21 protein-coding genes are annotated in these 16714 nt (G+C 72.2%); 10 read left to right on the top strand and 11 right to left on the bottom strand.

All coding sequences use genetic code 11. From position 1 onward, the window contains the following. Positions 1–65: 65 nt before the first annotated feature. The gene (ung, locus tag ACIBKX_RS35235; RefSeq protein ID WP_399376938.1) at positions 66–734 is read left to right on the top strand and encodes a uracil-DNA glycosylase; all 669 of its coding nucleotides are present in this window, start codon (positions 66–68) and stop codon (positions 732–734) included. A gap of 35 nt (positions 735–769) precedes the next feature. On the opposite strand, the gene ACIBKX_RS35230 is transcribed toward ung, so the two are convergent. Next, on the bottom strand, positions 770–1186 hold the full coding sequence (locus tag ACIBKX_RS35230) for a DUF3224 domain-containing protein (protein ID WP_363274855.1): 417 nt from the start codon (positions 1184–1186) through the stop codon (positions 770–772). A gap of 108 nt (positions 1187–1294) precedes the next feature. On the opposite strand from ACIBKX_RS35230, the gene ACIBKX_RS35225 reads away from it, so the two are divergent. Both ACIBKX_RS35225 and ACIBKX_RS35220 read left to right on the top strand, forming a co-directional pair. Beyond that, positions 1295–2263 carry a WYL domain-containing protein gene (locus ACIBKX_RS35225; protein ID WP_363274854.1) on the top strand — a complete coding sequence of 323 codons (969 nt, stop codon included), beginning with the start codon at positions 1295–1297 and terminating at the stop codon, positions 2261–2263. Positions 2264–2361: 98 nt separating this feature from the next. Further along, the gene (locus tag ACIBKX_RS35220) at positions 2362–2850 is read left to right on the top strand and encodes a hypothetical protein (protein WP_363274896.1); all 489 of its coding nucleotides are present in this window, start codon (positions 2362–2364) and stop codon (positions 2848–2850) included. A 63-nt stretch (positions 2851–2913) separates the two neighbouring features. Here ACIBKX_RS35220 and ACIBKX_RS35215 read toward each other — a convergent pair whose 3' ends face one another. Together ACIBKX_RS35215 and ACIBKX_RS35210 are read right to left on the bottom strand one after the other, a co-directional pair. Further along, positions 2914–3375 carry a hypothetical protein gene (locus ACIBKX_RS35215; RefSeq protein ID WP_363274853.1) on the bottom strand — a complete coding sequence of 154 codons (462 nt, stop codon included), beginning with the start codon at positions 3373–3375 and terminating at the stop codon, positions 2914–2916. 145 nt (positions 3376–3520) lie between these two features. Further along, positions 3521–4117, bottom strand: coding sequence for a TetR family transcriptional regulator C-terminal domain-containing protein (locus tag ACIBKX_RS35210; RefSeq protein WP_363274852.1), 597 nt, complete (start codon positions 4115–4117; stop codon positions 3521–3523). Positions 4118–4207: 90 nt separating this feature from the next. Between ACIBKX_RS35210 and ACIBKX_RS35205 the strand changes: the two genes are divergently transcribed. Further along, positions 4208–5455 (top strand): FAD-dependent monooxygenase, encoded by a 1248-nt coding sequence (locus ACIBKX_RS35205; protein WP_363274851.1) that lies wholly within the window; start codon positions 4208–4210, stop codon positions 5453–5455. Between the two features lie 11 nt (positions 5456–5466). Continuing rightward, the gene (locus ACIBKX_RS35200) at positions 5467–6372 is read left to right on the top strand and encodes a Gfo/Idh/MocA family oxidoreductase (RefSeq protein ID WP_363274850.1); all 906 of its coding nucleotides are present in this window, start codon (positions 5467–5469) and stop codon (positions 6370–6372) included. On the opposite strand, the gene lnt is transcribed toward ACIBKX_RS35200, so the two are convergent. From lnt to ACIBKX_RS35185, 3 genes are all read right to left on the bottom strand, one after another. Continuing rightward, a complete protein-coding gene (lnt, locus tag ACIBKX_RS35195) occupies positions 6296–7957 on the bottom strand; it encodes an apolipoprotein N-acyltransferase (protein ID WP_363274848.1) in 1662 nt (553 codons plus the stop codon). The two genes, ACIBKX_RS35200 and lnt, sit on opposite strands and share 77 nt — an antisense overlap. A gap of 98 nt (positions 7958–8055) precedes the next feature. After that, positions 8056–8547, bottom strand: a complete 492-nt coding sequence (locus ACIBKX_RS35190) for a nuclear transport factor 2 family protein (protein WP_363274846.1) — start codon at positions 8545–8547, stop codon at positions 8056–8058. Between the two features lie 278 nt (positions 8548–8825). Next, a complete protein-coding gene (locus ACIBKX_RS35185) occupies positions 8826–9182 on the bottom strand; it encodes a hypothetical protein (RefSeq protein ID WP_363274845.1) in 357 nt (118 codons plus the stop codon). On the opposite strand from ACIBKX_RS35185, the gene ACIBKX_RS35180 reads away from it, so the two are divergent. Continuing rightward, entirely contained in the window at positions 9171–9782 is a 612-nt protein-coding gene (locus ACIBKX_RS35180; protein ID WP_363274843.1) for an HAD family phosphatase, read from the top strand. The two genes, ACIBKX_RS35185 and ACIBKX_RS35180, sit on opposite strands and share 12 nt — an antisense overlap. A 25-nt stretch (positions 9783–9807) precedes the next feature. Here ACIBKX_RS35180 and ACIBKX_RS35175 read toward each other — a convergent pair whose 3' ends face one another. Further along, the gene (locus tag ACIBKX_RS35175) at positions 9808–9987 is read right to left on the bottom strand and encodes a hypothetical protein (protein WP_363274842.1); all 180 of its coding nucleotides are present in this window, start codon (positions 9985–9987) and stop codon (positions 9808–9810) included. Between the two features lie 431 nt (positions 9988–10418). On the opposite strand from ACIBKX_RS35175, the gene ACIBKX_RS35170 reads away from it, so the two are divergent. Beyond that, complete coding sequence (locus tag ACIBKX_RS35170; RefSeq protein WP_363274841.1) at positions 10419–11189, top strand: hypothetical protein; 771 nt, start codon at positions 10419–10421, stop codon at positions 11187–11189. A 14-nt stretch (positions 11190–11203) separates the two neighbouring features. On the opposite strand, the gene ACIBKX_RS35165 is transcribed toward ACIBKX_RS35170, so the two are convergent. After that, complete coding sequence (locus ACIBKX_RS35165; protein WP_363274840.1) at positions 11204–11527, bottom strand: DUF6401 family natural product biosynthesis protein; 324 nt, start codon at positions 11525–11527, stop codon at positions 11204–11206. Positions 11528–12014: 487 nt separating this feature from the next. On the opposite strand from ACIBKX_RS35165, the gene ACIBKX_RS35160 reads away from it, so the two are divergent. Continuing rightward, on the top strand, positions 12015–12359 hold the full coding sequence (locus ACIBKX_RS35160; RefSeq protein WP_363274839.1) for a hypothetical protein: 345 nt from the start codon (positions 12015–12017) through the stop codon (positions 12357–12359). Between the two features lie 37 nt (positions 12360–12396). On the opposite strand, the gene ACIBKX_RS35155 is transcribed toward ACIBKX_RS35160, so the two are convergent. Together ACIBKX_RS35155 and ACIBKX_RS35150 are read right to left on the bottom strand one after the other, a co-directional pair. Then, on the bottom strand, positions 12397–13272 hold the full coding sequence (locus ACIBKX_RS35155) for an undecaprenyl-diphosphate phosphatase (protein WP_363274838.1): 876 nt from the start codon (positions 13270–13272) through the stop codon (positions 12397–12399). Between the two features lie 165 nt (positions 13273–13437). Next, the gene (locus ACIBKX_RS35150) at positions 13438–13899 is read right to left on the bottom strand and encodes a helix-turn-helix domain-containing protein (RefSeq protein ID WP_363274837.1); all 462 of its coding nucleotides are present in this window, start codon (positions 13897–13899) and stop codon (positions 13438–13440) included. A 144-nt stretch (positions 13900–14043) separates the two neighbouring features. Here ACIBKX_RS35150 and ACIBKX_RS35145 point away from each other — a divergent pair, with 144 nt between their 5' ends. Next, the gene (locus ACIBKX_RS35145) at positions 14044–15213 is read left to right on the top strand and encodes a thiolase family protein (protein WP_363274836.1); all 1170 of its coding nucleotides are present in this window, start codon (positions 14044–14046) and stop codon (positions 15211–15213) included. 4 nt (positions 15214–15217) lie between these two features. Here ACIBKX_RS35145 and ACIBKX_RS35140 read toward each other — a convergent pair whose 3' ends face one another. Then, the gene (locus ACIBKX_RS35140) at positions 15218–15922 is read right to left on the bottom strand and encodes a TVP38/TMEM64 family protein (RefSeq protein ID WP_363274835.1); all 705 of its coding nucleotides are present in this window, start codon (positions 15920–15922) and stop codon (positions 15218–15220) included. A gap of 49 nt (positions 15923–15971) precedes the next feature. On the opposite strand from ACIBKX_RS35140, the gene ACIBKX_RS35135 reads away from it, so the two are divergent. Further along, positions 15972–16709 carry a DNA alkylation repair protein gene (locus ACIBKX_RS35135; RefSeq protein WP_363274834.1) on the top strand — a complete coding sequence of 246 codons (738 nt, stop codon included), beginning with the start codon at positions 15972–15974 and terminating at the stop codon, positions 16707–16709. The last annotated feature ends 5 nt before the right edge of the window (positions 16710–16714 follow it).

Raw genomic sequence — 16714 nt, 5'->3', positions numbered from 1 at the left:
GTTCTGTGGTGAGAAGTGACCGCACACCGGAGGTTGTTGACGTGACGGACCCCTTGAACACAGCCATGCTGCCCGCGTCCTGGCGTGGAGTCCTCGGCGAGGAGCTGCAGAAGCCCTACTTCAAGGAGCTCACCGAGTTCGTCGAGGAAGAGCGGGAGAAGGGCCCCGTCTACCCTCCGCGCGACGAGGTCTTCGCCGCCCTGGACGCGACGCCGTACGACAAGGTCAAGGTCCTCGTCCTCGGCCAGGATCCGTACCACGGCGAGGGACAGGGCCACGGCCTCTGCTTCTCCGTGCGCCCCGGCGTGAAGACGCCGCCCTCGCTGCGGAACATCTACAAGGAGATGAAGGAAGAGCTCGGCCACCCGGTGCCGGACAACGGCTATCTGATGCCGTGGGCCGAGCAGGGCGTCCTGCTCCTGAACGCGGTGCTCACCGTCCGCGCGGGCGAGGCCAACTCCCACAAGGGCAAGGGCTGGGAGAAGTTCACGGACGCGGTGATCCGCGCGGTGGCGGACCGGCCCGACCCGGCCGTCTTCGTCCTGTGGGGCAACTACGCCCAGAAGAAGCTCCCCCTCATCGACGAGGAGCGGCACGTCGTGGTGAAGGGCGCGCACCCCTCGCCGCTCTCCGCGAAGAAGTTCTTCGGCTCGCACCCCTTCACCCAGATCGACGAGGCGGTGGCGGCGCAGGGGCACGAGCCGATCGACTGGCGCATCCCGGACCTCGGCTGAGATCGGCCGAAGGCATCGCCCGCCGAAGACGCACGTCATCCGATGGCGTACGTGAGGGTGTACGGCACCGTGGAAGCGCCGTGGCCCGTGGTGAACGAGCCGGTGCCGCTCAGCCCGGCAAGTTCGCCCGCCCCCGATCCGGGCAGGACGGTCAGCTCGCAGCTGATGGTGCCGTCGGCGCCGAACGAACCGCGCTGCTCCAGGACGAACGAGCCGCGGCGGCCGTCCAGGGTCCCCTCGATCAGCTCGTAGCCGACGAAGGCACCGGTGGTCTCGTCTGCGTACACCAGGGTGTACTCGCAGGAGGTGCCGGTCGCCTCGACGGCACCGGTGAAGTCGTTCGTGACGGCGGCGTGCGCGATGCGTGCGCCGCCGTCGGTGTCCGCGACGGGCTTCTCGTCCCACCGGGAGAAGGTGAAGCTGCCGGTCACGGTGGTGGTCTTCGTCGTCATGGATGGCCCTTCGGGGGACTGCGCTGTCCGGCTCGGTGCCGGCTGACGAGAGGAGCCTGTCAGCGGTACCTGACATCTTCTGTCAGGTACCGGTGCAGACTTGGGGCCATGCGCGCCGACCGGCTTCTGGCCCTCCTCCTGCTGCTCCAGAACCGCGGGCGCATGACCGCGCCCGAACTCGCCGCCGAGCTGGAGGTGTCGGTGCGGACCGTCTACCGGGACGTGGAGGCGCTGGCCGCCTCCGGAGTCCCCGTCTACGCCGAGCGCGGTCCCGCGGGCGGCTTCCGGCTGATGGACGGCTACCGCACCCGGCTCACCGGGCTCACGGACGACGAGGCCGACTCCCTGGCCCTCGCGGGGATGCCGGCGGCCGCGGCCGATCTCGGCCTGGGCGCGGAACTGGTCACCGCGCAGCTCAAGTTGGGCGCGGCCCTGCCGTCCGGACTCGGCGAGCGGTCCCGGCGCATCCAGGAGCGGTTCCTGCTGGACGCCGAGGGCTGGTTCCGTACGGCCGATCCCGCGCCGCTGCTGCCGGTCGTCGCCGACGCCGTGTGGCGCCGACGGGTCCTGCGGGTGCACTACCGGCGCTGGGGCGGCGAGGTGCGCCGCGAACTGCATCCCCTGGGGCTCGTCCTCAAGGCGGGCAACTGGTACCTGGTGGCGTCCGCCGAAGGCTCCGTGCGCACCTACGGCGTCTCGCGCCTCCTGGATGTGACGGTGCCCGACCGCGACGAGCCCGCCGACCGCCCCGCGGGGTTCGACCTGGCCGCCTACTGGGCGACGGCGGCAAAGGAGCTGCAGGCCCGCGTGCTGCGGGGCACGGCGCACGTCCGGGTCTCCCCGGCCGGGCTCCGGCTGCTGCCCGTACTGTTCGGGGCGGCCGGGACCCGCGCCGTCGAGACGGCGGGCGAGCCGGACCAGGACGGCTGGCGGGCGGTCGACCTGGAGGTGGAGACGCTGCCCGTGGCCGTGAGCGATCTGCTCAGGCTCGGCGTCGAGGCCGAGGTGCTCGGCCCGCCCGAACTGCGCGCGGAGCTGGCGAGGACCGTCACCGGGCTGGCCCAGCGGTACGCGTGAGTGCCCCCGCCCCCGATCGCGCCTGACGGTGATTGTCAGTCCGTGCGGATAGCGTCGTGATCGGTTTGCACGACGGTCGTACGAGTGTGGAGGATCCGGTGGCGGAGCAGCGGGAGCAGGCGGCGGACGACGCCATGATGACGCGGATCGGGCAGGCGGTCATGCTGCACCACGGCGGCGACCGCGAGGAGGCGCAGGGCCGTTTCCTCGACCTGTGGTCGCAGATCGGCGAGGCCGGCGACCCGCTGCACCGCTGCACGCTCGCGCACTACATGGCGGACACCCAGGAGGACCCCACGGACGAACTGGCGTGGGATCTGCGGGCGTTGTCGGCGGCGGACGAGCTGACCGACGAGCGGCTGCACGAGCACCACGGTTCGATCGCGGTCCGCGGCTTCTACCCGTCCCTGCACCTCAACCTGGCGGCGGACTACGTGAAGCTGGACCGCCCCGAGGCGGCGCGCAGCCATATCCGCCGGGCGCGTGCCGCGGTGGGGGCGCTGGGGGACGACGGGTACGGGGACGGGATCAGGGCGGCCATCGGCCGGCTTGAGCTGCGGCTCGGGGAGGGGAGTGAGGTGGAGTGAGGTGGAGTGAGGTGGGGTGAGGTGGGGTGAGGTGAGGTGGGGTGAGGCGCTGCGGCCGTGGGGTCAACGGCCGTAGGTGCCCTCGCAGATGACGGCCTCGGGGCTGCCCGGCTCCCACTTGCCGTACTCCTCGCCCAGGGCGCAGACGTCCAGGATCGTGGGCGCCGCGGACGGCAGGTCGGGCAGGGCGGCGCGCTCGGGGCGGTCGCCGTGGCGGTGCGGGGGAGAGGCGGAGCGTTCCGGCTGCTGGGGGCGGGGTGTGCCGGACGGCGCCGCGGGGACGGTCGGTGCGGTGCCGGTGGTGCTGGGGGCGGGCCTGCGGGGCGGCCCGATCAGTTCGAGTGCCTCCCGCGCGGGGGCCTCCACGACCCTCGGGCGTGCGCTGCCGTCCGGGCGCGGCGCCGGGGGCGGGGCGGACGCGGCGGACGGTCCCCGCGCGGGCTGCCGCTCGACGCTCACACAGCCGGAGACGGCGGTGACCGCCACGGAGACCAGGAGCGTCGCGGTGGTCGTGGTTCGGTGCATTCGCGCAACTCTGGTGCGTCCCCGCACCCTTCGGGAAGGGATCGGGCGCAGGATGCCCCGCATGGGTGAAGGGGCGCGTCCGGTGGGAGGAGAGACGCGTCAGCAAGGGGTACGTGCGTCACTCCTCGCCCGGCATCCCCCGCACTCACTCCCCGCCCAGCATCCCCCGCAGCAGTTCGCGGAAGGCCGTCCGCAGTTCCTCCTCGGTCGGCACCGTGGAGTGGTACGAACCGGCCACACAGGAGAAGAGCAGCCCGTCGCTGAACGCCACCAGGGACAGGGTGTGCCGCTCCGGGTCCGATGACCCCGCGGCCCGCAGCATCGCCGTCAGCGGCTCCCTGAACTGCGCCCCCGTAGCGTCGTAATAGGCCCGGAGCTCCGGTCTGCGGGTCGCCTCCAGGGCCAGTTCGTAGCGCGAGACCAGCAGTGGGCGGTAGTCGCCCGAGAGATAGCGGTGCAGGGCCAGGGCGAGCGAGGTGATCAGGGCCTCGCGGTCGCCGGCCGGGTCCGGAAGTCCGGCCGGGGCGAGGACCTCGCCCTCGCGCTCCGCCTGTCTGCGTACCGCCGCCTCCAGGAGCGCGAGCCGGGTGCGCGCGTGGTTCGACGTCGAGCCCTGCGGCAGTCCCGCCGCCTCGTCCACGGCCCGGTGCGTGAGCCCCCGCATCCCGCGCTCGGCGAGCAGGGCGAGCGCCGTGTCGGCGATGCGTGCGGTGCGGGGCGACCCCGTGCTGCGTTCGGACATGAGGGCCACCCTACCGCGATCACTACAGCTGTAGTACGGTCGCTCCATCGCTCACTACAGCTGTAGTGAGGGGCGCGTCGAGGAGGAGCCATGGCACAGGAACAGCAGGCCCGGCGGACGGGGCGGACGCCTCACGCGGTCGTGGTCGGCGGCGGCATTGGCGGCCTCACCGCCGCCATCGGACTGCGCCTGGCCGGCTGGCGGGTCACCGTCCTGGAGCGCGCGGCCACGCTGGAACCCGTCGGCTCCGGCATCGGACTCGCCCCCAACTCCCAGCGCGCCCTCGACGTCCTGGGCCTCGGCGACCGGGTGCGCGAACTCGCCGCCTGGGAGGGCGCGGGCGGCATGCGGGCGCAGAACGGGCGCTGGCTCGTGCGGACCAGTGCCACGGCCGCCACGGAGGAGTTCGGCGGCTCGCTCGTGATGCTGCACCGGGCGACCCTCGTCGACCTGCTCGTCTCCGCACTGCCGGAGGACGCCCTGCGCACCGGGGTGCGCGCGGAGCTGGCGGACCCCGGATCGGCCGACCGCGGGGCCGTCGTCAGGACCGACGCGGGTGACATCGAGGCGGACCTCGTCGTCGGCGCCGACGGCATCAACTCCGCCGTGCGCACCGCCCTCTTCCCGGCTCATCCGCAGCCGTCGTACGCGGGATTCACCGCCTGGCGCCTCGTCGTCCCCTCCCTCGGCCGCACCTTCGCCCCGCACGAGACCTGGGGGCGCGGCGGTGTCTGGGGCACTCATCCGCTCAAGGACGGCAGGATCTACGCGTACGGCACCGCGAGGGTGCCCGAGGGCGGCCACAGCCCCGACGGCGAGCAGGCCGAGCTGGCCCGCCGCTTCGCCGACTGGCACGACCCGATCCCCGCGATCATCGACGCCGCACGCCCCGAGGACATCCTCCGCAACGACGTACGCCACCTGACCACACCCCTCGCCGCCTACCACCGGGGCCGCACCGCGCTGATCGGCGACGCCGCGCACGCCATGGCGCCCACGCTCGGCCAGGGCGGCAACCAGGCCATCGAGGACGCCGTCGTCCTCGCCCACCACACCGCCCCCGGCGGCGACCTCGCGGCGGGGCTCGCCGCCTACAGCGCGGTGCGGGTGCCGCGCACCACGGCGATCGTCGGGCAGGCGGCGCGCGCGGCCCGGCTGAACCATGTGACGAGCGCCCCCGTCATCGCCGTACGCAACACGCTCATCCGCGCGGCGGCGCGGCTCGGCCCGAACCTCATCCTGCGCAGCTTCGCCTCGATCGCCGACTGGCGGCCCCCGCAGCCCCCGTATGCTGCGGGAACGGAACGCGCGGAGCGGGAGCGCGGCGCACGGCGGTAGAGGAGACAGTGGTGAAGGTCGGCTGCATCGGACTCGGGGACATCGCGCAGAAGGCGTATCTGCCGGTGCTCACCACGCTGCCTGGGGTCGAGCTGCACCTGCAGACGCGTACGCCCTCGACCCTCGCCCGAGTCGCGGGCGTCCACCACATCCCCCAGGAGCGCTGCCACACCGACCTGGACGCGCTGCTCGCCCAGGACCTCGACGCGGCCTTCGTGCACGCGCCGACCTCCGTGCACCCCGAGATCGTGACGCGGCTGCTCGAAGCGGGCGTCCCCGTCTACGTCGACAAGCCCCTCGCGTACGAACTCGCCGACTCGGAGCGGCTCGTGCGGCTCGCCGAGGAGCGCGGCACCAGCCTCGCCGTCGGCTTCAACCGCCGCTTCGCGCCCGGCTACGCGCAGTGCCTGGACCACCCGCGCGAGCTGATCCTGATGCAGAAGAACCGAGTCGGGCTTCCCGAGGACGCGCGCACCCTCGTCCTCGACGACTTCATCCACGTCATCGACACGCTGCGCTTCCTGGCGCCGGGCCCGATCGACCATGTCGGCGTGCGGACCCGGATCGCGGACGGACTCCTGGAGCACGTCGTGCTGCAGCTCGCGGGCGACGGATTCACGGCCATCGGCATGATGAACCGGATGAACGGCTCCACCGAGGAGATCCTCGAGGTATCCGGCCAGGACACCAAGCGGCAGGTGCTCAACCTCGCCGAGGTCGTCGACCACAAGGGCCAGCCCACCGTGCGCCGGCGCGGCGACTGGGTGCCGGTGGCCAGGCAGCGCGGCATCGAGCAGGTCGTGCACGCCTTCCTCGACGCCGTGCGCGCGGGCAAGCTGCTCAGTGCCCGGGATGCGCTGGCGACCCATGAGCTGTGCGAGCGCGTGGTCCGCGCCGCTCGGGAGCAGGCCGCCTGAGCGCGCGCACGCCCTCCGTCGCGCAGAGGGCGGCGAGCACGCCGAGCGCCGCGTGCACGGGCCAGTCGCCGAACCTCACGTACGGAGTGACGCCCTTGGCCAGCGGTATCTCGTACGTCGCCGTGGCGCTCGCCGATGTGCCGAGCGGCGCCCCCACGCGCTCGCCCCGCGCGTCGTACACCGCGGAGACGCCGGTGAGCGTCGCGTGCACCATGGGGCGGCCGGTCTCGGCGGCCCGCACCGCCGCGAGCGAGGCGTGCTGCTCGGGCGCCCAGCTGGACTGGAACGTCGAGGTCGCCGACTGGGCGAGCAGCAACTGGGCGCCCTCGCGCGTCAGATGGCGGCTCATGTCGGGGAACGCCGACTCGAAGCAGACCAGCGGGCCGACCTTGAGGCCCTCGCCTCGACTGTCCCCCCGACCGTCCCCCCGACCGGTCCCGACGTCCATCACCACCGGCCGCTCGCCCCGCATCCGGTCCTCGCCCGCCGCCTTGCCCACGGAGGTCGCCCAGCCGAGCAGCGAGCGCGCCGGGACATACTCGCCGAAGGGGACGAGCCGCATCTTGTCGTAGCGGTCGCCGGTGGGGCCCTGCGGGCCCACCAGGACGGAACTCTTGAAGATGCCGGGCCGGTCGGCGCGGCGGGCGTCCACGTTCACCAGGATGTCCGCGCCGACCTCGCGGGAGAGCGCCGCCGTCCGGCGCGCGACATCGGGGCGCCGCGTCAGGTCGTACCCGACACTGCTCTCGCCCCAGACGACGAGATCCAGGTCCTGGCCCACCAGGGTGCGGGTCAGCTCCTCCTGGCGCGCGAACCGCTTCTCGGCGCCGCCGACGCCGTCGATGACGCCGGGCTGGACGACGGCGACCTTGACGCGTCCCGCGGGCTCGGGGCGCGGCGCCCAGGCCCAGGCGGAGGTGGTGACGGCGGCGACGGTCACGAGCCCGGCGACCGCGGGGATGCGGGAGGTACCGGGCGCCCGTGCCGCCTGCGCCACGACGAGTACCGCGACACCGGTGTTGACGGCGACGACGAAGGCGCTGACCAGCCACACTCCGCCCACCGAAGCGAGCCGCAGGGCCGGACCGACCTGCCACTGGCTGGAGCCGAGCAGTCCCCACGGACCGCCCAAGCCCTCCCAGGACCTTGCCAGTTCGACCATGAGCCAGCCCGACGGCAGCACGAGCAGCGCGGCCGACGTCCGCCGCGGCGTCAGGGCGCCGCCGAGGAGGCGCCGCACCAGCCAGCCCCACGGCGCCCACAACAGGCCGAGGAGCGCGGCGATGACCAGGGTGAACACATGCAGGCTCGGCAGCAGCCAGTGGTGCACGGCCACCATGAACCCGAGACCGCCGAGCCAGCCGTCCAGCGCGGCCCGGCGGCCCGTCCCCGCCGAGCGGGCGAGCAGCATCCACGGCACGAGCGCCACATACGCGAACCACCACAGCGAGGGGGCGGGGAAGGCCAGGGCGGGCAGCGCGCCGGCGAGGACGGCGAGGGCGCCGCGCCATCGGGCGGAGGCGAGCAGTCCGCCACCCCGGGGGAGGGCCCACCGCCTGTTCCGGCCGTCGCCGACTGCCTCCATGCAGCGCCTCCTCGGTCCTCGACGCCCGGTCGTCCTTCCAGTGTGCGCGCCCGGGACGATCTAGGACAGGGGGCCTGCGCGGCGTGCCGCCGAACGCGTCAGGCTCCGGTCGTGCGCTGGTCCTGCAGCACGGGGGTCTGCCGCCACTTCTCCTCGACGACCACCCGGCGCAGCCGCCAGCCCGCGTGCGTGCGCAGCGCCGTGAACGCGTAGCGCCCGCCGCACACGAAGTCCGGCGCGGTGGACGCCGCCGCGCCGTCCCGTGCGAACCGCATGGGGTTCACATAGTCGGCCTGTATGTGAGCGGTGTCGCCGGTGTCCTGTTCCAGCGTCCCGAAGCGGAGCTTCCGGTTGACGATCAGGTGCTGGCGCATCGGGAAGAGCCGCATGGTGTCGGCCAGCCACGCGGCGATCTCGGCGGCTCCGCCCTCGATGCCGCCGGCCGAGCGGTAGTCGGCGCGGCCGTCCGCGGCGAACAGTTCGCGGTACGCGTCCCAGTCGCCGTCGTCGACGGTGACCGCGTACTCGGTGATCAGGGCATCCACGGCCAACCGGTCGAGCACGGCGGCGAGTTCGGCACGCTGCGTCATCGGCTCAGTGTTGGGCACGGGGGGTGCACAGCCAAGGGTCGTGCAGCGACGAACCCTGGGTTCGCGATGTCATACGTCGTACGATGCACGGCAGTCCATGGCGCGGAGGCCCTCTGGGGCGGCCGTGCGCGGGAGCCGAACAGGGGAGGTCCGGTGAAGAACGAGCAGCGCGTCGAGGTGTACAAGAAGCAGGGCGGCCGCAAGGAATTGACGGGACGTCAGAAGCGGCGGATCGCGAAGAAGGCGCGGCAGGGGAAGGGCTGAGCGGAAGCGCTCCGCTATCGCCGCCCCGCGCGGCGTCGCGCCGCCGTCAGCGCGGCCGGGTCGAGGTCGACGACGAGTTCGTCGCCCTCGTAACGGCCGCGTTCCTCCACGGCGAGACCGATCAGCGCCAACTCGGCGGCCTGATCCCTCAGTTGAGCCTGCTCGGGGGTCTCGTCCCCGATCCGGTCGGTCTCGTCGCGCCGCCATGCCCGGACGGCCCCCTCGGCGAGGCCGCGCGGCAGCCGCACGGTGATCCGCCCCGTCCGCTCGTCCGGCCGGGATGTACCGGCCCGGCGGGCGAGGTGGTCGTCGAGCGTGGCGAGTAGCGTCGCGTCCTGTCGATGGCGAAGGTACTGCTCATGAGGCCGCATGACCGCAGCGTACTGATCGACGCCGGTGGCGTGCTCGTCCCCGAGTATCTGCCCGGCGTGGCGGCGCGGTGGGGCGAGCGGCTGGGGCTCGCGCCCGCCGCGTTCCTGGCCGCCCTGTACGAGGGGAACGACTCCGGGGTGCTCATCGGCCGCGTCGGTCTGGACGCGTGGTGGGACATCGTCCGGGAGCGGCTTCGGGTGGGGCCCGAGGCGATCCGGGAGCTGCGGGGCGATCTTGAGGCGCGGGAGACCTGGGACGAGCAGCTCGTGGCGGCGCTGCGGGCCCTGCGCGGCGCGGGCGTGCCGACGGCGGTCGTCAGCAACACCTGGCCCGGGCTGCGGGAACGGATGACACGCGGCGGCCTGACGGACATCGCCGACCACCTGGTCCTGTCCTGCGAGGTCGGCTGCGCCAAACCCGGCCGGCGGATCTACGAGATCGCGCTCGGGCGGCTCGGCGCCGAGCCGGAGCGGGCGCTGTTCATCGACGACGTACCCGCCAATGTCAGTGCCGCGCGGGCGCTGGGGCTGGCCGGTCACGTACACACGGAGACGGCGTCGACGCTGGCCCGCATCGGGAAGTTCGTCGCCGGGGAGTGAACCGGGGCCGCGATTCGGGTGCCCGCTACGCCGCCTTCACGACCTCGTCGCGCACGGCTGCCGCCCACTCCGTCACCAACTGCTCGTACTCCCGCCGCTGTTCGGCCGAGAGACGGCCGTCGGCGCGCAGCCACAGGCCGCGGATCCGCTCGTTCAACTCGGCGGCAGACCGCACGGAACCAGAGGGCTGAGGGGTTAAGGGCATGGAGTCAAGCCTAGGGGATAGCTACGACAATCGGAACTGTCAGCTACTGGGCAGATCCTCCAAGTGAGCGTTGCGGGGCTGGTGTTGGGGGTTGTGGGCGGGGAGGCTGTGATGGATCACTCATCGGTGAGCAGCCGTCGGGGGGGCGGGTCCGCCGATCTCGCCGTACACGGTCTCGCCGTACGCGCTCTCCGTCGCGGCGAACGGGGTGTGGCGAACGGGGTGAACGGGGTGTGGCGAACGGGGTGTGGCGCATCCCCGCGCAGGCGGGGCCCGTGCCGACCGGCGTCACCCATACGGCCTAGCAGTGCCGCGTCCCCGCCCGTGGCCCCTGGTATCCAGGGAGGAAGACGCGCCGTGCGGTGCGCGCCACGGGGGGTTCATCGGGCCGCCGCCACGGCGCGCGGACCACAGCGAGTGGAGGACCACTCATGACCCAGCACATCGTTCTCTCGGTGGACTTCACCCAGGGCCTCAACGACGCCTGGTCCAAGGTCGCGCAGTTCGTGCCGAAGCTGATCGGCTTCCTCATAGTCCTGGCCATCGGCTGGTTCGTCTCGAAGATGATCGCGCGGGTCCTGGACCGGGTCCTGCGGAAGGTCGGCTCCGAGAAGCTCGCCGACCGGGCGGGGGCGTCCGGGCTCCTCGAGGGCTCCAAGTACGACATGACGGCGATCATCTGCAAGGTCGTCTACTTCGCCCTGCTCCTGATCACGCTCCAGCTCGGCTTCGGCGTCTTCGGCAGCAATCCGGTCTCCACGATGCTCAACGGGATCGTCTCCTGGCTGCCGCGCGGCATCGTCGCCATCGTCCTGATCGTGGTCGCCATGGCCGTCGCCAATCTCGTACGCGACATCGTCAGCAACGCGCTGTCCTCGATGTCGTACGGGAAGACCGTCGGCACGATCGCCTGGGCCTGCATCGTGGCCCTCGGCGCCTTCGCGGCGCTCGGCCAGGCGGGCATCGCCACGTCGGTCACCCAGCCGGTGCTGTACGCGGCGCTGGCGGCCGGCGCCGGAATCCTGATCGTCGGTGTGGGCGGCGGTCTCATCGGCCCGATGCGGCAGCGCTGGGAGCGCTGGCTGAACACGGCCGAGCAGGAGACGGCCAAGGCCCGTGGCAGCGTCAGCGCCTACCAGGCGGGCCGGGAGGACGCGATGGCCAACCAGCCCGTGCAGGAGCGCGAACGCAACGACATGTGAGCCGGGCCGCCGCCTCAGGACTCGGCGGGTCCGGAGGGACGCGGGATCAGTTCGTGCCGCTTCACCAGCCAGCTGATGGCGGTGAGGCGGCACACCGCGTAGTCGTGCCCGACGGGCTCACGCCAGCCGTTCTCGTCCAGGGCGTCGAGGAACCCGAGCGCGTAGTCGGCGAGCAGCTCCGCGTCCGGCGCCGGCGGCACGAGTCCCGCCCCGCGCACCTCCAGCCGGTCGCGCAGCTCCGCGACATGCTGGTCCACCGCGGCCGTGAATCCGGGTTCGAAGGCGAACTCCGCGAAGCGCGGCGCGTAGGCGGTGCTGATGCGGGCGAGCGGCGACATTCCTTCACGGTAAGCCGGACACACCCTCCTGAAGAGGGCCTTTCGTCATGTGCTTGGTCACAGCGCGGCGCGCGAAGGGCCTGACTCGGGCGGCCGGTTCGGCGCCGTGGCGCCCCCGTGCGGCCATCGGGGTGGTGGGCGACGACACCGGCGCCAAGCGCTGTCCGAGAAGTGGAATCTCTTTCCCCTTCCGTAAGCGCGCGCTGCTGGTCGGCGCGGGCATCGTCTCCATCGCGGCCGCCTCGGGTGTGGCCTTCGCGGCGGCGGACACCGCGAGCGCGCCGCATGCCCAGGCGGCGGTGAAGGTCAACTCGAACGGAGACATCCTGACGGCCAAGGGCATCGACAGCGTCACCAAGCCGGAGGGCGGCGTCTACTGCATCAAGGTCGCCGACAGCAGCATCAGGCGCGCCGAGTCCGTCCCGGTCGCCAGCCTGATCGGTGGCTACAGGGACGCCGGCGTCCGCGCCTATAACAACGGGAGCAGGTGCGGCAACGCAAGCTCCTTCGGGGTCCCGCCAACGCCTACCGCTCGCAGGTGGCCGCTGTCGTCGAGCGCGACGGATCCGTCGCGCGCGCCAAGGGCGTCGAGTCGGTGTGCAAGGTCGGCACCGGACGCTACTGCGTCGAAGCCACGCAGGTGCCGGGGCTCCGCGTGAACGAGACCGTCCCCGTCGTCAGTGTGTACGGCTCGGGCGTCTCCACGAACGTGAACGCGTTCGCCGCCAGCGACCGGACCCCTGTCTGCGACGCCCCGAACACGATCACGGTGTACACCGGCAACGCCGCGGGAGACGCGGTGGACGCACCCTTCTCGCTCATCGTTCCCTGATGCGTTGATGCGCTGACGCGTTGATCCGCCGGGCGCCTCAGCCCGCCGACTCCCCCGCGTGCGGGCTGAGCGCCCCGGTGCCGACGAGGATGAACAGGACGATGCCGAGCAGGATGCGGTAGTACACGAACGGCATGAAGGACTTCGTCGTGATGAACTTCATGAACCAGGCGATGACCGCGTAGCCGACGACGAAGGCGATGATCGTCGCGAAGATCGTCGGGCCCCACGACACATGCCCGCCCTCGGTCGCGTCCTTCAGCTCGAAGACGCCGGAGGCCAGTACGGCCGGGATGGCGAGCAGGAACGAGTAGCGGGCCGCGGCCTCGCGGGTGTAGCCCATGAGGAGGCCGCCGCTGATCGTGGCGCCGGAGCGGGAGACGCCCGGGATCAGGGCCATCGCCTGGCAGATGCCGAAGATCAGGCCGTCGCGGACGCCCAGCTCCCGCAGGCTCTTGCGTTCCCGTACGGCACGGTGCTTGCCGCCGGTCTCGTCGCGGGCCGCGAGGCGGTCGGCGATGCCGAGGACGATGCCCATCACGATGAGGGTCGTGGCGATCAGGCGCAGGTCGCGGAAGGGGCCCTCGATCTGGTCCTTGAACGTGACGCCCAGTACCCCGATCGGGATCGAGCCGACAATGACGAGCCAGCCCATCTGCGCGTCGTGGTCCGAGCGCGGCACCTTGCCGAAGAGCGAGCCGAACCACGCGGAGATGATCCGCCCGATGTCCTTGCGGAAGTAGATCAGCACGGCGGCCTCGGTGCCGATCTGGGTGATCGCGGTGAACGCGGCCCCCGGATCGTGCCAGCCCGCGAACGCCGCGGTCAGCCGCAGATGCGCGCTGGACGAGATCGGGAGGAACTCGGTCAGCCCCTGGACGAGCCCGAGGATGAAGGATTCAAGCCAAGACATGAAACTGCGCCGTCCAAGTACTGATCATGGGCTGCGGGTGCGGTCAGGTGCGTGCGGGTACGTCGGATGAGGGGATGCCGGTCGTGCGTGCGCGAGGGGTGATCAAGCCCTTGCCGTGGGGCAGCGTAGCGTCACTTGATGAAGAAGCCGCCGGAGGGCCGCGCGCTAGGCCGCCGAAGGTCCTGCCGTGGTCCACCCCGGCGCCTGCGGGTGCGCCGTGAGGTCGTCGTGCCTGACCTGGTCGCCGCAGGATCCGCATGTCACCACGGGCACCATCTCGTTGCCGCAGACGTGTTCGATCACCATCGGGCGGTCCTCGTCCTCGCGGAGGTGGCGGTCGCCCCACGCCATCAGCGTCATCAGGACCGGCTCCAGCTCCAGGCCCGCCTGGGTCGGGCGGTACTGGAACCGCTGCGGGCGCTCGCTGTAGGCGGTCTTCTCCAGGACGCCCGCCTCCACCAGGCGGCGCAGCCGCGTGGCGAGGATGTCGCGCGGGGCGCCGATGTTGCGCACCAGCTGGTCGAAGCGTCCGTTGCCGAGGCAGACCTCGCGCAGGACGAGCAGGGAGTACTTCTCGCCGACTAGGGCGAGGGCGTCGGCGATCGAGCAGGGGCGCGCATCCTTCATGCGGGCAGTCTAGGGGGCGCGAGGCAGAGGGTTTGATTTTCCAACTGACGAGGTTATGGTGAGTCCAGATTTCCTACTCACTGGTAATCGCCCTGGGGGAGTGCCGTTCCGTGCCCCTCCACGGCCCTCTAGGAGGACCGCACCATGCGTGACGCCGTCATCGTCGAAGCCGTACGCACCCCGGTCGGCAAGGGCAAGCCCAACGGCTCCCTCGCCCACATCCACCCGGTCGAGCTCCTCGCCCACACGCTGCGCAGCCTCGTCGAGCGCAGCGGTGTCGACCCCGCCCGCATCGACGACGTGATCGGCGGCTGCGTCGACCAGGTCGCCGAGCAGGCCATGAACACCACCCGGTACGCCGTCCTGTCCGCCGGATTCCCGGACTCCGTGCCCGCCACCACCGTGGACCGCCAGTGCGGCTCCTCCCAGCAGGCCGTGCACTTCGCCGCCCAGGGCGTCATCTCCGGTGCGTACGACATGGCCGTCGCCTGCGGCGTCGAGTCCATGAGCCGCGTACCGATGTGGTCCAACGTCCCCCCGGGCGCCGATCCCTTCGGGCCCGGCGTCGCCGAGCGGTTCCCCGAAGGGCTTGTCCCGCAGGGCATCAGCGCCGAGCTCATCGCCGCGAAGTGGTCCATCGGGCGTGCGGAGATGGATGCCTTCGCCACCACGTCGCACCAGCGCGCGGCGCGTGCCCGGGACACCGGGCTCTTCGACGCGGAGGTCGCCCCGATCGACGGCGTCACCCGTGACGAGTCCGTACGTGCGACCACCACTCCGGAGATCCTCGCCGGCCTGAAGCCCGCCTACGAAGACCCCGCCTTCGCCGAGCGCTTCCCGCAGATCGACTGGTCCGTCACGGCGGGCAACACCAGCCCCATCAACGACGGGGCCTCCGCCGTCCTCATCACCACCAGCGAGAACGCGGCACGCCTCGGCCTGCGCCCGCTGGCCCGGCTGCACAGCTTCGCCGTCGCCGGTTCCGATCCGCTGCTGATGCTCACCGGCGTGCTGCCGGCCACCGAGAAGGTGCTGCGGAACGCCTCGTTGAGCCTCGACGACATCGACCTCTTCGAGGTCAACGAGGCGTTCGCGAGTGTGGTCCTCGCATGGCTCCAGGAGACGGGCGCCGACCCGGAGCGGGTGAACGTGCACGGCGGCGCGATCTCGCTGGGGCATCCGCTCGGGGCGAGCGGGACCCGGCTGATGACCACCCTGGTGCACGCCATGCGGGCGCGCGGGGCGCGGTTCGGGCTGCAGACCATGTGCGAGGCGGGAGGCCTCGCCAACGCGACGATTCTGGAGGCGCTGTAGATCCCTACCGGCCCCGCAAATGGTGCCGCTTGCGCCACGCCACCGCAGCCCCCGCAAGACCCGTCACCGCGATGAACCCCATCGCGACCAGGAAGACGGGGGACGTCGGTGTCGACGCGCGGGCGCCCGCGATGACGTACGCCGCCGTGTTGGGGACCGAACCGATGGCCGTGGCCAGGAGGAACGGGAGCCAGCCCATCCGGGAGACCGCCGCGCAGTAGTTGGCGGCCGCGAACGGGACCCCGGGGAACAGGCGCACCGCGAGCATCGAACGGAAGCCGTGCCGGCTGAGCTGGCCGTCGGCGGCGTTCAGCCAGCGGCCCCGGAGCAGCGGACGCAGCGCGTCCTGGCCGAGGACCCGGCCCAGGCCGAAGGCGATCCCGGCACCGAACACCGTGCCGGCGATCGCCGCGGCGAGCCCCGCCTGCGAACCGAACAGGGCCCCCGCCGCCAGATTGAGCAGCGGGCGCGGCACGAACGCCGCCGTGCACAGCCCGTACGCGGCGGCGAACACCACCACCGCGGCCGCCCCGCCGAGCTGCCGGGGAAACCCGTCGGAGAGGAGCCGCTGGGGCTCGAAGACCAGCACGCACGCACCGGCCGCCGCGAGCAGCACCACCAGGAGTGAAAGCCGCGACCACGGCGAGAGCAGCGCCCTGGCGCAGCGCACGGCGAGGCCCTGCGGACGGGCGGCGGCGGTGTCGAACATCCGGGGAGACTAACCGACATATGTGTGTGATCGCCGTAGGGTGCGTCTCATGAGCGTCACAGGTGGAGCGAACGTCACAGGAACGGGTCCGGGCGGCACCGTCCCGCCCAGCGACCTCGCCGACACCGTCATGGAGCGGCTCACCGCCACGTACCCGGCGGCGGCCGATCCCGCGCGGGCCGCGCAGGCACAGGCGTACATGAAGGACGTCGCACCCTTCCTCGGCCTGCCGACGCCCCTGCGCCGCACCCTCTCCCGCACCGTGCTCGCCGGGACCCCGCGCCCCGACGAGGCCGACTGCACGGCGATCGCACTGCGCTGCTGGCGGCTGCCCGAGCGCGAGTACCAGTACTTCGCCGTCGACTATCTGCGTCGGCACGTGCGGCGCTGCTCGTCCGGCTTCCTGCCCGTCGCCCGGCACCTCGTCACCACCGTCTCCTGGTGGGACACAGTCGACCTGCTCGCCGCGCACGTCGTCGGCGGGCTCGTCGCCGCCGATCCGCGGCTCACGGCGGACATGGACGCCTGGATCGAGGACGAGAACCTGTGGGTGGCCCGCACCGCCCTGCTCCATCAGCTCCGCCACAAGGAAGCCACCGACGCCGCACGCCTCTTCGCCTACTGCGAGCGGCAGGCCGAACACCCCGACTTCTTCGTCCGCAAAGCCGTCGGCTGGTGCCTGCGCGAGTACGCCAAGACCGACCCGGACGCCGTGCGCGCCTTCGTCGAGCGGCAGCGCGGCCGCCTCGCGCCGCTCTCCGTGCGCGAGGCCCTGAAGAACCTCTGACCGGC

This window comes from Streptomyces sp. NPDC050658, assembly GCF_044457025.1.
Classification (GTDB): Bacteria; Actinomycetota; Actinomycetes; order Streptomycetales; family Streptomycetaceae; genus Streptomyces.
The sequence above is the reverse complement of the archived record's forward strand: the minus strand, read 5'-3'. Positions and strand labels throughout refer to the sequence as shown.

Excerpts from the sequence above, each read along its gene's own strand:
- ung (WP_399376938.1), top strand. The coding sequence starts at position 66 with ATGCTGCCCGCGTCCTGGCGTGGAGTCCTCGGCGAGGAGCTGCAGAAG.
- ACIBKX_RS35230 (WP_363274855.1), bottom strand. The coding sequence starts at position 1,186 with ATGACGACGAAGACCACCACCGTGACCGGCAGCTTCACCTTCTCCCGG.
- ACIBKX_RS35225 (WP_363274854.1), top strand. The coding sequence starts at position 1,295 with ATGCGCGCCGACCGGCTTCTGGCCCTCCTCCTGCTGCTCCAGAACCGC.
- ACIBKX_RS35215 (WP_363274853.1), bottom strand. The coding sequence starts at position 3,375 with ATGCACCGAACCACGACCACCGCGACGCTCCTGGTCTCCGTGGCGGTC.
- ACIBKX_RS35210 (WP_363274852.1), bottom strand. The coding sequence starts at position 4,117 with ATGTCCGAACGCAGCACGGGGTCGCCCCGCACCGCACGCATCGCCGAC.
- ACIBKX_RS35205 (WP_363274851.1), top strand. The coding sequence starts at position 4,208 with ATGGCACAGGAACAGCAGGCCCGGCGGACGGGGCGGACGCCTCACGCG.
- lnt (WP_363274848.1), bottom strand. The coding sequence starts at position 7,957 with ATGGAGGCAGTCGGCGACGGCCGGAACAGGCGGTGGGCCCTCCCCCGG.
- ACIBKX_RS35190 (WP_363274846.1), bottom strand. The coding sequence starts at position 8,547 with ATGACGCAGCGTGCCGAACTCGCCGCCGTGCTCGACCGGTTGGCCGTG.
- ACIBKX_RS35180 (WP_363274843.1), top strand. The coding sequence starts at position 9,171 with ATGAGGCCGCATGACCGCAGCGTACTGATCGACGCCGGTGGCGTGCTC.
- ACIBKX_RS35185 (WP_363274845.1), bottom strand. The coding sequence starts at position 9,182 with ATGCGGCCTCATGAGCAGTACCTTCGCCATCGACAGGACGCGACGCTA.
- ACIBKX_RS35175 (WP_363274842.1), bottom strand. The coding sequence starts at position 9,987 with ATGCCCTTAACCCCTCAGCCCTCTGGTTCCGTGCGGTCTGCCGCCGAG.
- ACIBKX_RS35170 (WP_363274841.1), top strand. The coding sequence starts at position 10,419 with ATGACCCAGCACATCGTTCTCTCGGTGGACTTCACCCAGGGCCTCAAC.
- ACIBKX_RS35165 (WP_363274840.1), bottom strand. The coding sequence starts at position 11,527 with ATGTCGCCGCTCGCCCGCATCAGCACCGCCTACGCGCCGCGCTTCGCG.
- ACIBKX_RS35155 (WP_363274838.1), bottom strand. The coding sequence starts at position 13,272 with ATGTCTTGGCTTGAATCCTTCATCCTCGGGCTCGTCCAGGGGCTGACC.
- ACIBKX_RS35150 (WP_363274837.1), bottom strand. The coding sequence starts at position 13,899 with ATGAAGGATGCGCGCCCCTGCTCGATCGCCGACGCCCTCGCCCTAGTC.
- ACIBKX_RS35145 (WP_363274836.1), top strand. The coding sequence starts at position 14,044 with ATGCGTGACGCCGTCATCGTCGAAGCCGTACGCACCCCGGTCGGCAAG.
- ACIBKX_RS35140 (WP_363274835.1), bottom strand. The coding sequence starts at position 15,922 with ATGTTCGACACCGCCGCCGCCCGTCCGCAGGGCCTCGCCGTGCGCTGC.
- ACIBKX_RS35135 (WP_363274834.1), top strand. The coding sequence starts at position 15,972 with ATGAGCGTCACAGGTGGAGCGAACGTCACAGGAACGGGTCCGGGCGGC.